This window comes from Rhizobium sp. Leaf321 (assembly GCF_001423215.1).
Classification (GTDB): Bacteria; Pseudomonadota; Alphaproteobacteria; order Rhizobiales; family Rhizobiaceae; genus Neorhizobium; species Neorhizobium soli.
Map to the genome: position 1 here is coordinate 894,189 of NZ_LMOF01000008.1, position 12,560 is coordinate 906,748.

The 12,560-nt window shown below is 60.5% G+C and carries 14 protein-coding genes; 8 read left to right on the forward strand and 6 right to left on the reverse strand.

Going from position 1 to position 12,560, the window contains the following annotated elements; genetic code table 11:
• Positions 1 to 51 precede the first annotated feature (51 nt).
• Positions 52 to 2,502, forward strand: a complete 2,451-nt coding sequence (locus ASF70_RS21450) for a hypothetical protein (protein ID WP_062582626.1) — start codon at positions 52 to 54, stop codon at positions 2,500 to 2,502.
• A gap of 150 nt (positions 2,503 to 2,652) precedes the next feature.
• Here ASF70_RS21450 and rpoH read toward each other — a convergent pair whose 3' ends face one another.
• Both rpoH and ASF70_RS21460 read right to left on the reverse strand, forming a co-directional pair.
• A complete protein-coding gene (rpoH, locus tag ASF70_RS21455; RefSeq protein WP_062455169.1) occupies positions 2,653 to 3,555 on the reverse strand; it encodes an RNA polymerase sigma factor RpoH in 903 nt (300 codons plus the stop codon).
• A 205-nt stretch (positions 3,556 to 3,760) separates the two neighbouring features.
• Positions 3,761 to 4,786 carry an RluA family pseudouridine synthase gene (locus ASF70_RS21460; protein ID WP_062582628.1) on the reverse strand — a complete coding sequence of 342 codons (1,026 nt, stop codon included), beginning with the start codon at positions 4,784 to 4,786 and terminating at the stop codon, positions 3,761 to 3,763.
• A 45-nt stretch (positions 4,787 to 4,831) separates the two neighbouring features.
• Here ASF70_RS21460 and ASF70_RS21465 point away from each other — a divergent pair, with 45 nt between their 5' ends.
• Entirely contained in the window at positions 4,832 to 5,221 is a 390-nt protein-coding gene (locus ASF70_RS21465) for a hypothetical protein (protein WP_062582630.1), read from the forward strand.
• Positions 5,221 to 6,042: an RNA methyltransferase gene (locus tag ASF70_RS21470; RefSeq protein ID WP_062582631.1), complete on the forward strand. Its 822-nt coding sequence runs from the start codon at positions 5,221 to 5,223 to the stop codon at positions 6,040 to 6,042. The genes ASF70_RS21465 and ASF70_RS21470 overlap by 1 nt, the downstream gene beginning before the upstream one ends.
• A gap of 16 nt (positions 6,043 to 6,058) precedes the next feature.
• Here ASF70_RS21470 and ASF70_RS21475 read toward each other — a convergent pair whose 3' ends face one another.
• A complete protein-coding gene (locus ASF70_RS21475) occupies positions 6,059 to 7,309 on the reverse strand; it encodes a hypothetical protein (protein WP_062582633.1) in 1,251 nt (416 codons plus the stop codon).
• 100 nt (positions 7,310 to 7,409) lie between these two features.
• Positions 7,410 to 7,946, reverse strand: a complete 537-nt coding sequence (locus tag ASF70_RS21480; protein ID WP_062457827.1) for an EipA family protein — start codon at positions 7,944 to 7,946, stop codon at positions 7,410 to 7,412.
• Positions 7,947 to 8,201: 255 nt separating this feature from the next.
• Here ASF70_RS21480 and ASF70_RS21485 point away from each other — a divergent pair, with 255 nt between their 5' ends.
• The 3 genes from ASF70_RS21485 to ASF70_RS21495 all read left to right on the forward strand — a co-directional run bounded on the left by ASF70_RS21485 (position 8,202) and on the right by ASF70_RS21495 (position 9,698).
• Entirely contained in the window at positions 8,202 to 8,876 is a 675-nt protein-coding gene (locus ASF70_RS21485) for a histidine phosphotransferase family protein (RefSeq protein WP_062455179.1), read from the forward strand.
• Positions 8,877 to 9,029: 153 nt separating this feature from the next.
• Positions 9,030 to 9,392 (forward strand): response regulator, encoded by a 363-nt coding sequence (locus ASF70_RS21490; protein WP_062455181.1) that lies wholly within the window; start codon positions 9,030 to 9,032, stop codon positions 9,390 to 9,392.
• Positions 9,393 to 9,446: 54 nt separating this feature from the next.
• On the forward strand, positions 9,447 to 9,698 hold the full coding sequence (locus tag ASF70_RS21495; RefSeq protein WP_062582634.1) for a hypothetical protein: 252 nt from the start codon (positions 9,447 to 9,449) through the stop codon (positions 9,696 to 9,698).
• Between the two features lie 117 nt (positions 9,699 to 9,815).
• Here ASF70_RS21495 and ctrA read toward each other — a convergent pair whose 3' ends face one another.
• Entirely contained in the window at positions 9,816 to 10,517 is a 702-nt protein-coding gene (gene ctrA, locus ASF70_RS21500) for a cell cycle two-component system response regulator CtrA (RefSeq protein WP_062455185.1), read from the reverse strand.
• A gap of 427 nt (positions 10,518 to 10,944) precedes the next feature.
• Between ctrA and ASF70_RS21505 the strand changes: the two genes are divergently transcribed.
• Both ASF70_RS21505 and ASF70_RS21510 read left to right on the forward strand, forming a co-directional pair.
• On the forward strand, positions 10,945 to 11,295 hold the full coding sequence (locus tag ASF70_RS21505; protein ID WP_062455186.1) for a hypothetical protein: 351 nt from the start codon (positions 10,945 to 10,947) through the stop codon (positions 11,293 to 11,295).
• A 154-nt stretch (positions 11,296 to 11,449) separates the two neighbouring features.
• Positions 11,450 to 11,908 carry a paraquat-inducible protein A gene (locus tag ASF70_RS21510; protein ID WP_062455188.1) on the forward strand — a complete coding sequence of 153 codons (459 nt, stop codon included), beginning with the start codon at positions 11,450 to 11,452 and terminating at the stop codon, positions 11,906 to 11,908.
• 88 nt (positions 11,909 to 11,996) lie between these two features.
• On the opposite strand, the gene ASF70_RS21515 is transcribed toward ASF70_RS21510, so the two are convergent.
• The gene (locus tag ASF70_RS21515; protein WP_062455190.1) at positions 11,997 to 12,272 is read right to left on the reverse strand and encodes a DUF1153 domain-containing protein; all 276 of its coding nucleotides are present in this window, start codon (positions 12,270 to 12,272) and stop codon (positions 11,997 to 11,999) included.
• Positions 12,273 to 12,560: the final 288 nt, after the last annotated feature.

Here is a 12,560-nt window from a genome sequence, read left to right on the forward strand (position 1 = left end):
TATTGATTATCCATTCAGCCGGCTTGAGCCCGGCGACAATGAGAAGTGCTGATGGCAGATTTTGTAGCGGTGATCCGCCGCGCTGTTGATGGTCTGGCGACAAACTCGCCTGAAGCCCGCGCGAAAGTGTATGAAAAAGCGCGTGGTGCCGTTCAACGGCAGCTCGAGAACATGAAGCCGCGGCCGCCGGAAGAAATGCTTCGGCGGCAGATGGACAAGCTCGAAACGGCGATCGTCGAAGTCGAGAGCGAGCACGCGGAGGCGCTGGCGCCGTTCGAGAACGAGGCTGGTTTTGCCGACGACGAATTTGCCGCCGGCCAGCCTGCGCCCGCTGAAGAGACGGTGTTGCCGGCTCCTCCGGAGCCCGAGCAGGAACCGGCACCCGCTCCGGGCGAAGAGCCCGAACAGGCAGCACCGCTCGCCGCTACCGAGCCGGCTGGCTATTCGTATGACGAGCCGCCGCGCTATGAGGAACGGCACGAGCCTGTTGCTCCTGTTGCAGCCGAAGAACGCGAACCTGACGTTGCCCATTACGAACCGGCTGTAGAGCCGGAGACGTATGAGGCACGCACGGCCTACGACGAGCGTCCGCTTTACGAAGAGCCTGCGCCGTCCGAGGAGCAGGACACTGTTCATCAAGGCGGATGGCCGGTCGGCGATGTCGCTGCCGTCGGTGAACGCGATGAGCAGGTCCACAACGAACCTGTGGCCGATGACGGCCGGGCACATTCCGTCGACGCGCCGATCGAGCAGTATCCCGGGACTGTCGACGAGCCTGTTGCAAACGAGCGGGATGACGATCTTCCCTACTCGGCTGCCCGTCAGGACGATGACGTCGCCCACGTCCAGTGGCCACCGCAGACCAGTGCGGAGCCAGCGCGCACGGAACATGCGCCGCTCTTCGAAGAGCCCACCTGGCATGAGCCGGCGCATTCCGAAAACACCGCCGCAGCCGCCTGGGACGACGTTCCGGAACTGGTGCCGGCCGGTCCCGTCGAGCCGGTTCATCAGAACCAGCCGCAGGCCGATCTTCACAGTGGTGATCGTGTCGACGCGCATTTCGACCAGGAAACCCATGTTTCTGCCGATGCAGTTCGCATGCCATCGGTCGCTGAGCTCCCAAGTTTCGGCCAGACCGGGACGGAGACCGGGCGCAAAGACGACAGCGACGATTTCTTCGCAGGCTACCAGCTTGACGCAAAAGCGGATGAGCAGGCACAAAAACCTGCCGGCAAGGATCACGAGAAGGATCCCTGGAGCGATCTGGATGACCTGATCGGGTACAGCAAGGGCGCGGCAATTGCCGGCGCCGGCGCTGCCGCCTCGAGCCCGAGACAGGCCCAGTCGGATGACAATCTCGAAGACCTGATGCCGACCCCGGCTAAGCCATACCGGGTGACGACGACGCGCAAGCGCAATTACGGTGGCCTCGCACTCGGACTGGTCGGCCTTCTGCTGCTGGGTGGCGCTGGTTATGCCGCCTGGATGAACCGCGACGCGCTGAGCGAGATGGTCGAAGGCTTCATGCCGTCTTCCTCGACGGACACGGCGGTCTCGACCGCTGAAACGCCCTCGACCTCGCAACCGGCCTCCGGGAACGCAACTACGGCTCCGGCAACAGCGCCGGCCAACCCGACGCCTTCGACGCAGCAGGCAAATGGCCAGCCCGCCGGTCAGACGAGCCCGCCGCCAGCCGCGGACGGTTCGACCGCCAGCCCGAAATTCACCCAGCGTCTGATGCCGGATGGCACAGAGGTGGATGAAGGTCCGGGTTCGGCCGGAAGCCTTGCCCAGAACGCCGAAGGGCAGTCGGTGGCGCAGCTCAACGCCCCGCCGACCACGCCGCCTGCGGCGCCTGGTGCTGCCGCGACGGCTGCAACCGCGCCCGGCGCACCTGCAGCGCCTGCCCCCGACGCCAATCCGGCAGCGACCCCTGCGGTCTCCGGCGAAAAGATGTTCCTCTATGAAGAGCGTCTTGGCCAGACCGCGCCGACCGCGATCGACGGAAGCGTTTCCTGGTCTCTGCAGCGCGAACCGGGTTCCAACGGCGGTCCGCCTCAGGCTGAAGTCCAGGCCCGCATCACCATACCCGGTCGTGGTCTGACCGCGCTTGTGACGTTCAAGCGCAACTCGGATCCGTCGCTGCCCGCGAGCCATCTGATCGAGATCGTCTTTGCCGTCCCGCCGGACTTCGAGGGCGGTGCCATCGACAGCGTCCAGCGCATTGCGATGAAGACATCCGAGCAGGATCGCGGCAACGCCCTGATCGCGGTTCCGGCCAAGATCACCGACGACTTCCACATGATCGCGCTCAACGACTTCCCGGATGCTCGCAACACCAATATGGAGCTGCTGCGCACCCGCAACTGGATCGACATCCCGGTCGCCTATCGCAACGGACGCCGCGCGCTGTTCACGCTCCAGAAGGGGCCTGAAGGCGAGAAGGCGTTCAACGAGGCCATCCGCGAATGGGGCCAGGCCGGCGGCCAGACGGGCCAGTAATCGACCGGTCGCAGGACATAGGTCATACGAGAAGGGTCGCGAGAGCGGCCCTTTTCCATTTCCAGCCTCCCATTGCGAACTCCCATGGCTCCGGCCAAAGAAAAAGGCCGCAAGATGCGGCCTTCGGTCTGCGAGTGCTGGTGTCTCTCGTTACGCGTCGACGACGCGCAGGGCCTGAGCCTGGGCGAGCGCTTCCTTGCGTACCGCATCCTGCACCTTTTCGAATGCGCGGACCTCGATCTGGCGGACGCGTTCGCGGCTGATGTCGAACTCGGTGGACAGTTCTTCGAGCGTCACCGGGTCTTCCGACAGACGGCGGGCTTCGAAGATGCGGCGCTCGCGTTCGTTCAGCACGGCAAGTGCCTTGCCGAGCATGCGGCGGCGCGTGTCGAGCTCGTCCTGCTGGATCAGGACCGCTTCCTGGCTCTCGTGATCATCGACCAGCCAATCCTGCCACTGGCCGGCTTCGCCTTCAGCAGCCCGGATCGGGGCGTTGAGCGAAGCGTCGCCGGAGAGGCGGCGGTTCATCGAGATCACTTCTTCCTCGGATACGTTCAGCTTGGTGGCGATCTCGGTCACCTGGTGCGGCTTCAGATCGCCTTCCTCGATCGCCTGGATCTTGCCCTTGAGGCGGCGCAGGTTGAAGAACAGCCGCTTCTGGTTGGCGGTCGTGCCCATCTTGACCAGCGACCAGGAGCGCAGGATGTATTCCTGGATCGAGGCCTTGATCCACCACATGGCATAGGTCGCCAGACGGAAGCCGCGTTCCGGGTCGAATTTCTTGACGGCCTGCATCAGACCGACATTGCCTTCCGACACGACTTCGCCGATCGGCAAGCCGTAGCCGCGATAGCCCATGGCGATCTTTGCAACGAGACGCAGGTGGCTCGTCACCATCTTGTGGGCGGCAGCGCGGTCGCCATGCTCAGCGTAACGCTTCGCGAGCATGTATTCCTGCTGTGGCTCCAGCATCGGAAATTTTCGGATTTCGTCGAGATAGCGATTGAGACCGGCTTCGCCGGCGGTAATTGAAGGCAGATTGTTACGGGCCATGAAGCACCCCTTTCCGATCGTTGTCGGTTCCCGGCAGATTTCATCTGCCCTTACGGCGAACCGATTATGGCGCGGATCGTTCCCGACCCCGCACCAATGCAAGTGTCAGATAAGTGTGGCGGAACAGCGATTCAAGCGTTCACACCAACGTTATGACATTACAATTGCGTAATGATCGGCCAGACTTCCGGCGACGGTCAGGCCGTCATTGCCGCAGGGCTTCGATCAACTGTTCCAGGTCGTCGGGGATCGGAGCCTCGAATTCCATCACCTCGCCGGTGCGGGGATGTTCGAACACAAGCAGATAGGCGTGCAGCGCCTGGCGCGGGAAGGCGCTGACGACGGTGCGGGCGGGCTCGGGGATCTTGTTGACCTTGGTCTTGAAGCCGCCGGCATAATCGAGGTCGCCGATCAGCGGATGGCCGATATGAGCCATGTGGACTCGGATCTGGTGCGTGCGGCCGGTTTCCAGACGGCATTCGATCAGGGCCGCCAGCGAGGTTGCCTCGGGCGTCTCGTGGAAACGCTCGATCACCTCGTAATGGGTCACCGCCTCGCGCGCGTCCACGGCATTCTCGCGGGTGACGGCGCGCTTGGTGCGGTCGCCACCGGCGCGGCCGAGCGGTGCGTCGATCGTGCCCTTCAAACCTTTCGGGCGGCCCCAGACGACGGCCATATAGGCGCGTTCCAGCGGACCGGAACGACCATGGTCGGCGAACTGGTCGGCGAGGTGGCGATGCGCCAGATCGTTCTTGGCGGCAACCATCACGCCCGACGTATCCTTGTCGAGCCTGTGCACGATACCCGGCCGCTTGACGCCACCGATGCCGGAAAGAGTGTCGCCGCAATGGTGGATCAGCGCGTTGACGAGGGTCCCGGTCCAGTTGCCGGCGCCCGGATGCACGACGAGACCCGGTGGCTTGGCGATGACGATCAGGTCCTCGTCCTCATAGAGAACATCGAGCGGAATATCCTCGCCCTTGGGTTCGGGATCCTCCGGTTCCGGCAATGTGATCTCGATTTGATCGCCTGGGGACACCTTTTTCTTTGGCTCCGTGCAGGCCTTGCCGTTCAGAGTGACGACGCCCTGTTCGATCAGAGCCTTGATGCGGTTTCTGGAGAATTCGCCGTTCAGAACCTGTGTCAGCCACGCATCCAGCCGTCCTTCTGCTGCCTCATCGGCAGTCAGGACTTTCCTCGGGGCTTCGGCTTGTTTAAAGGGGTCGTTCATTCCGGTTTCCGTCAATTCGCAATCTTGCACGCATAAGGACAATTCATGCCCCAACCAGAAGTCGAGGAAAAGGAAGAGCCGCTTGATCCGGCGATGGAGAGAATCCGCCGGAAGATGGTGCTTCTGCAGCTCGTTTCGGGCGGGATCCTGTTTGTCTGCTTTATGGCGGTCCTCGCCGCGATTGTCTACAAGATCTCCCAGCGTCCCGCAGACGGCCCGGCAACGGTCGCCACGTCGGGAAGTTTCACCGTCCCGTCCGACCAGCCGCTGAAGGCCACCGCCGCACTGCCGACCGGTTTTGCGATCGACAACGTGTCGATGTCCGGCAGCCAGCTCGTGTTCCTCGGCCAGCTCAACGGCGCCCGCAAGGTGTTCGTGTTCGATATCGTGCTCGGCCGGATCGTCGCCGACGTGACGATCGCCACCGGTCCGTGATGGAGACAATCCGCATCGAGGATGCGGACGACCCGCGGATCGCCGAATTTCAGGCGGTCCGCGATCGCGACCTGACGGGGAGGGGCGGACGGTTTATCGCCGAGGGCACGGTCGTGCTGCGCATGCTGGCGCAGGCCCACAGGGCCAAGTCCGGCTTCGTCGCGGAGAAGCTTCTGCTTCTGGAAAATCGGGTGTCCGGGCTGGAAGACATCCTTGGCCGTTTCCCTGACGATGTTTCGGTCTATGTCGCATCCTCTGCCGTTCTCGACCGGATTGTCGGCTTCCACCTCCACCGCGGCGTGCTGGCGATCGGTCGCAGGGCTGAGGAGCCGTCGATTGCGGACCTCCTGCAGAACCTGCCGGAAAAGGCGTTGGTCGTTGCGGCCTTCGGCATTTCCAACCACGACAATATCGGCTCGATCTTCCGCAATGCGGCCGCTTTCGGCGCCGATGCGGTGCTGCTGGATGCCGCCTGCTGCGATCCGCTCTATCGAAAGTCGCTGCGGGTTTCTGTCGGCTCCGTGCTCTCGGTGCCCTACGCACGCACCGGGACGATGACGGAGCTTCTGGACGCCCTGATGTCGCGCGACTTCGCGATCTGGGGCTTGTCGCCTGCCGGACACGTCGAAATTCGCGAAGTGTCGCCGCATCCGCAGATGGCGCTGATCACCGGGACCGAGGGCGAGGGACTGCCGGCGCATATCCTGTCTGCGGTCAAGACCGCGCGCATTGCCCAGATGCCGGGACTGGACAGTCTCAACGCCGCAACCGCGACAGGTATCGCGCTCTACGAGATCGCCATGCGGCAGGGCCGGCTCTAGGAATTTCAGGTGTCGTTCAGGATGACGACTGCTCGTTCAGTTTCGCCATGGCCTTCTTGGCCCTGGCAGCCAGGCTTTCGCGATCGCTGTTGCCGGATTTTCCAGACAGGATCGTGTTGATCGGCGAGGCCTTGCCTTCGCGCGCGGCCGTGAGCGCCACAAGACTTGCAGCGATGGTTGCAAGCTCCTGCCGAAGCGCTGCATCGTTAGCGCCATCGCGGCTCTTTAAAAGCCGTTCAGACACCGCGGTTGCCCGGTTGCGGGCATCGTCTGCGAGATCGATCATGGCCGGCGTCATCATCGCAGCTGTCATCATGGTGGGCTCTGGGTCCATGCCCGTCGGGCGGGCGACGGCTAACACACCCTCCTCGAGGAGATGCGCCGCCTGGATGTCTTCGGGACCGGGCGTGTTGATCTTGCCTGAATTCGACTTCGGTTTTGATCCGGCTGGCGACCCGGTTTTGCGCAGGGCCCGGCTCGCGTCACGGGCTTCCGCATTGGCAGTTTTCAGTTTTTCGCGCAGCCGTTCGATTTCCTGCTGACGGCGGTCCAGCGCCTCGGCCCTGTCGGCACCCTCGGCGATCTCCCGGTCCAGCCTTTCCTGCAGCGCTATCCGGCGTTGCTCTTCCAGCTTGACCTTGCCCTCGGCTTCCTTGGCGCGGGTGGTCATGTCGCGGATTTCCGTTCGCAGCGTCTCGCGTTCGTCGCGAAGATTGCCGATCCGGGCCTTGAGCCCTTCCATCTCTGCCGCATGAGACGAGAGGTCGATGCGGAAATTGTCCGTATCGGCAATCAGCCGGGCAACGTGCTGCTGGCGTTCGCCGATCTCGACATCGCGCATCCGCAGGTCGTCGTGGGACTGTTCCAGCGCCACCTTCAGCTCCTGGATATAGCTGTCTTCCTGGCGAAGACGCGAGCGGGTGGCGGCAGCCTCGACATCCAGCGTGTCGGCCTGCATCTTCAGGTCCTGCCGGTCGTCTTCAAGCGTGCGGATGGTCGCGTTCAGGGCCTCGATATCAAGCATCAGGCGGGTGTTTTTCTCGCGCGCCTGGATCAGTTCCTGAGAGGTCCGGGCGTTTTCCGCCGCATAGACGGCACGTGCCATATCACGCTGGGCACGCACTTCCTCAGGGCTGATCGGCAGTGTCGCGCGGATGCGGTTTTCCGTGTAGCGCACGATCCGCCTGTGGATCGCCGGCGAAATCAGGATGGCAAGCAGCGCCGCGCTGAGGAAACCCAGGCCAAACAGGAGTGCGTATTGGATCACGGAAAGCCGTTCTTTGTGTCTGGAGCGGACAGGCTCTTTTTAAGCACGGGCGCCTGCACCCGGCAAGTGGGCTCGCCCGGTGGAGGTGTCAGCCTGCCGCTCAGAAGGGGTTCCAGGTGGCTTCGCGGGTCATCTTCAGATAGCCGACATTGATGCCGAGACGGGCGCCAAGGCCGGTGCGGATCGGCACCAGGATCACGTTGTTGTTGCGCAGGACAGTCATCCCGACGCCGGCGACTACGAAGGCCGAGCCGGAAACGCCGCCGAAGCGGGCATAGAGCGAATCGACCGTCGGCAGGTCATAGACCAGCATCATGGCGCGGGTGCCCTGGCCGCCGTAATCGATGCCGAGCGAGGGGCCCTGCCAGTAGGTCGGATGCTGTCCGGCGTTTTTCGTGTATAGCTGGCCTTCGCCATAGGTCAGGCCGGCGATGAAGGCGCCGGAGCCTTCCTGGCCGAGAATGTAACCGTTGGGCAGGCCGTATTTCGAGAAAGCGTTTTCCACCACCTTGGCGAGACCGCCGCTGGTGGAGCCGAAAAAGCCGTGGCCGGCATCGACAATTTCCTGCATCGAATACTGCGAAGCATTCTGCTGGGCGGATGCCCTTTCGATTGTGACACAGAAAGCGGTTGCCATGACCACGAAAGCGGTGGCAAAGCGAGCGAAGGCGGAAAGGTTCTGGCGGCGCATATTGAAGTCCGTTTGTTAAATCTTCCGTTATCAAGCGTCATGCTTAAGCCGCCTCTATCTTGGCGGCATGACGTTAACAATCGGTTTACCACAAATGGTGTCATTATGGCGGCACCTATACACATTGACCGTCGACAATCCCCGCGCAATGTTGCTGTGGCACATGCGCGAGGGAATATTTTCATCCAGCCGGAGACACGCATGCCTAAAAATCCCAATCTAACCCTCGGCGGTCCGGATCTGGCAGCTCTCCTCTGCAGCCGGGTCTGCCACGATATCATCTCGCCGGTCGGAGCCATCAACAATGGCCTGGAGCTTCTCGATGAGGGAGCCGCCGACGCGGATGCGCTCGACCTGATCCGTACATCGGCCATGAACGCCTCGGTGCGTCTGAAATTCGCGCGGCTTGCTTTCGGCGCCTCCGGCTCTGTTGGTGCCTCGATCGATACGGGCGAGGCCGAAAAGGCTGCCAAGGAGTTCGCGGTCGCCGAAAAGAAGACGGAAGTCTCCTGGAACGGCCCGCGCGCCATCATCCCGAAGAACCGGGTCAAGCTGCTCCTCAACCTCTTCACTGTCGCTTACGGCGGCATTCCGCGCGGCGGCTCTCTCGATGTAACACTCGAAAACCCGGAATTCGACGCGAAGTTCATCATCACCATCAAAGGCCGGATGATGCGCGTGCCGGCGAAATTCGTCGAAGTGCTGTCGGGTGCCATGGAAGAGGCGGTCGATGCCCACACGATCCAGCCCTATTACACGGTTCTGCTGGCCGACGAATGCGGCATGGATTTGAAATACGTGGTGTCTGAAGACAAGATCACCTTCATCGCGGAAACCGTCCCTGCCGAAGTGCCGGCCGTTTCCGAAGAGGTCTGAGACCCGATCAAGCGCTCTGACATGTGAAAAGCGCGGGTTGCCTTGAGGCGGCCCGCGCTTTTCGCGCTGCGCCTGACGCGTAACTCTTTCTTAGCTTCATTCGGGTCATGGTGGATGTTGCCTAGGGACGGGCACAGCATCAGGGGAAACACGATGCAGCGAATGATGATTGCAGACAGTTCGGACATCGTGCGCAAAGTGGGCAAGCGCATTCTCTCGGAGATCGGCTTCCTGGTTTCCGAAGCGGGCACTGCGCAGGAAGCACTGACCGGCTGCCGTGCAACCTTGCCGAACTTCCTGATCGTCGATGCAGGCCTCGACGACGCGCTCGGTCTGATCGCCTCTGTCCGTGCAATGGATCGCGGCAAGGACGTCAAGATCTTCTACTGCGTCATCGAGACGGACCTGAAGAAGATGATGGCCGGCAAACGCGCCGGCGCCAGCGATTTTCTCCTCAAACCTTTCGACCGCAAGATCCTGACATCGGTGTTCGGCGGCTTTGCTGTTGCGGCTTGATAGTTTCAGCGTTTGCGGCGTGCGCTGAGTGAAGCCGCGTCTCGGAGGTGTCCTGTGAGCGAAGACAAACTTCTCGTTCTCTACCCCGTACCCAGTCTCATCGCGACGCTACTTCAAAGCGAGAGAGCGAAGGGGAGCCCTCTGACGGAAGACGAGGTCCTCGAAATCACCGACACGTGTGAGGTCATCGCAGTTTCCCGTGATGTTGCTCAGAAAATGGACGAGCAGCGCGGCTATCTCGACATCGATCCTGAGAACTGCTGGGTTGAGTGGCAACAAGCTCGAACCGTGTTTATGGAAACTTGATCCGGACACCGCGCTGAATTCGCCAATCCTCAGCGCTTTCACCTCGGCAATCTCAAACGCAAAAACACCCGCTTGCGCGGGTGCTCTTCAATCCGGGATAGGGAAAAGTTTTCAGGCTCAGGCGGTTTCTGCGAGCTCGACATTGTCAGGTTCGCGCAGCACGTAGCCACGGCCCCAGACAGTCTCGATGTAGTTCGCGCCACCGGCCGCATTTGCGAGCTTCTTGCGCAGCTTGCAGATGAAGACGTCGATGATCTTCAGTTCCGGCTCGTCCATACCGCCATAAAGGTGGTTGAGGAACATTTCCTTGGTGAGCGTGGTCCCCTTGCGGAGCGAAAGAAGCTCCAGCATCTGGTATTCCTTGCCCGTCAGGTGCACACGCTGGCCGCCGACTTCGACGGTCTTGGCGTCGAGGTTCACGATCAGTTCGCCGGTGATGATGATCGACTGGGCATGGCCCTTCGAACGGCGAACGATGGCGTGGATGCGTGCAACCAGTTCGTCCTTGTGGAACGGCTTGGTCATGTAGTCGTCAGCGCCGAAACCAAGGCCTCGTACCTTGTCTTCGATGCCCGCCATGCCCGACAGGATCAGGATTGGCGTCTTGACCTTTGACAATCTCAGAGTGCGAAGCACTTCATAACCCGACATGTCGGGGAGATTGAGGTCAAGAAGAATGATATCGTAGTCATACAACTTACCAAGGTCGACGCCTTCTTCGCCAAGGTCGGTCGTATAGCAATTGAAGCTTTCCGATTTCAGCATCAGCTCGATCGACTGGGCCGTCGCGCTGTCATCTTCGATGAGTAGAACCCGCATAATTTTCCCCTTTACCGCCGCGTAAGGTTACCGATGCCCCCTTACTCGATACGGATCCAGACTGAGCCTGATTTGGAAGCTGCCAGAAACTGGTTAACAAATTATGAGCGGTCCTGGCAAGGTGCATCATTTTGTTAAGCAAAATTAGTAGCAGCCTGTTTTACTTTAAGGATTGGCCATCGCCAGCTTGATTCAGCGGAGGAGGAAACCCCGCTAAGTGATTCAAACGACTCCGACATTGTCGTGACCGAAAACCGGCCTTGGCATTTACCGACCCTTAAATGATCAGGCTTATTGTTAATGATGCCTGTAAATGAAAGGTTAACGCGGCGCCAAATTTGTTAACGCCTCGGAAATTTTTTGAGCCTCGCACTGTATTGAACAGGGGTTTACCGGCCTGGGTCTCGCTATCCACGGAGTATTGCGTATGAAATCGCGTGACAATCTTGTTCGCCTGAAGAACTTTCAGGTTAACGAAAAGCGTCGTCAACTGCAGCAGTTGCAGACGATGATGGCCGAATTCGAAAGAATGGCGAAGGAACTGGAGCACCAGATCACCGTCGAGGAGAAGAAATCGGGAATTTCCGACCCGAATCACTTCGCCTATCCAACTTTTGCCAAGGCTGCCCGCCAGCGGGCCGACAATCTGCAAGTCTCGATCCGGGAACTTCGGATCCAGCAGGATGCCGCCGAGCTTGCGCTGGAAGAGGCGGAAGCCGAATTTGCAAAGGCGTCGGCGCTCGAAGAGCGCGACACCGGTATGCGCGCCCGCGCCTGATGCCTTACGGCTGGTTGCCAGCCGAGCGCATCACACGATAGCGAGAGGACTTTGACGAGGGGACCGCATAACGGTGCCCCCGTTGTTGTTTTTTTGACTGATCCCAAGGAGCAACAGGGCAGACGTGCGGCCTGAGCTTTGCTATGGGTGCCCGATGAGAAGGCTTATCTGGTTTTCGCTTTATGCGGCCGCTTGCGTTTTTCTGGTCCTGGGACTTTCCCTGCCGATCATTCGCTTCGACCGGCTGTATTTCTTTCGCGAGACGCCGTCGCTGGTCGAACTCGTTTCTGCTCTATGGGGGCAGGGCGATGTCGCGCTTGCGCTCATCGTCGGACTGTTCTCGATCGTCTTCCCGGTTGCAAAGCTTATGGCGCTCGGCGCGCAAGCCTTTCGCGGCAATCGTCAGCCGGGATTTTTCGCGCGCGTGATGCCGCATCTTGCGAAATGGTCGATGATGGATGTGATGCTGGTGGCACTCGTGGTGTTTGCGGCGAAGACATCCGGCCTCGCGCAGGCAGTAACGCAACCCGGCCTGTGGTTCTATGCGGCTTCGGCGATCATCGCCGGCATATTGCCGCAACTGGCGCGGCGAGAACCGTCCTTGTCCCGGTAAGTTTCAAACCAGGGCAAATAAAAAGTGCCGCTGCGGTGAGGCAACGGCACTTCGATTTTACCGATGAACAGTGGTCTGCTGACTTCGCCTAATGGCGGTACTGCTGAATGCGGGTGGTCCGAAGACCGGCTAGGCCGTGGTCGTTGATAGACGCTTGCCAGGACAGGAATTCTTCGACGGTGAGCGTATAACGCTCGCAGGCTTCTTCCAAGCTCAACAGGCCGCCGCGAACCGCGGCGACAACCTCTGCCTTACGACGGATAACCCAGCGGCGCGTATTGGCCGGCGGAAGATCCGCAATCGTAAGCGGGCTGCCATCGGGACCGATGACATATTTAACTCGGGGACGTATCATTTCGGTCATTGGACTCTCTACACAACGCAAGACCACAAACGAGAGCCTACCGGGGCAGTTTTAACATTTGACTAAACGAGACGCGCCATTTGTGGCCAAACCCGCATTGGTCGCAATTCACTTGATTCGAGCCGACAAAAACCTTTTAAAACAAGGCATTGTTAGAGTTGTCTTAAGTGATAAATTTCTTGTTTTATTTCATGGCTGCTCCGGAAGAGGACACATTGTGGCCACCGCGCGGGTAAAATGGCCGATCTTTGCAACTGGAATTGCGATAATCGGCCACGTCGATTTTGG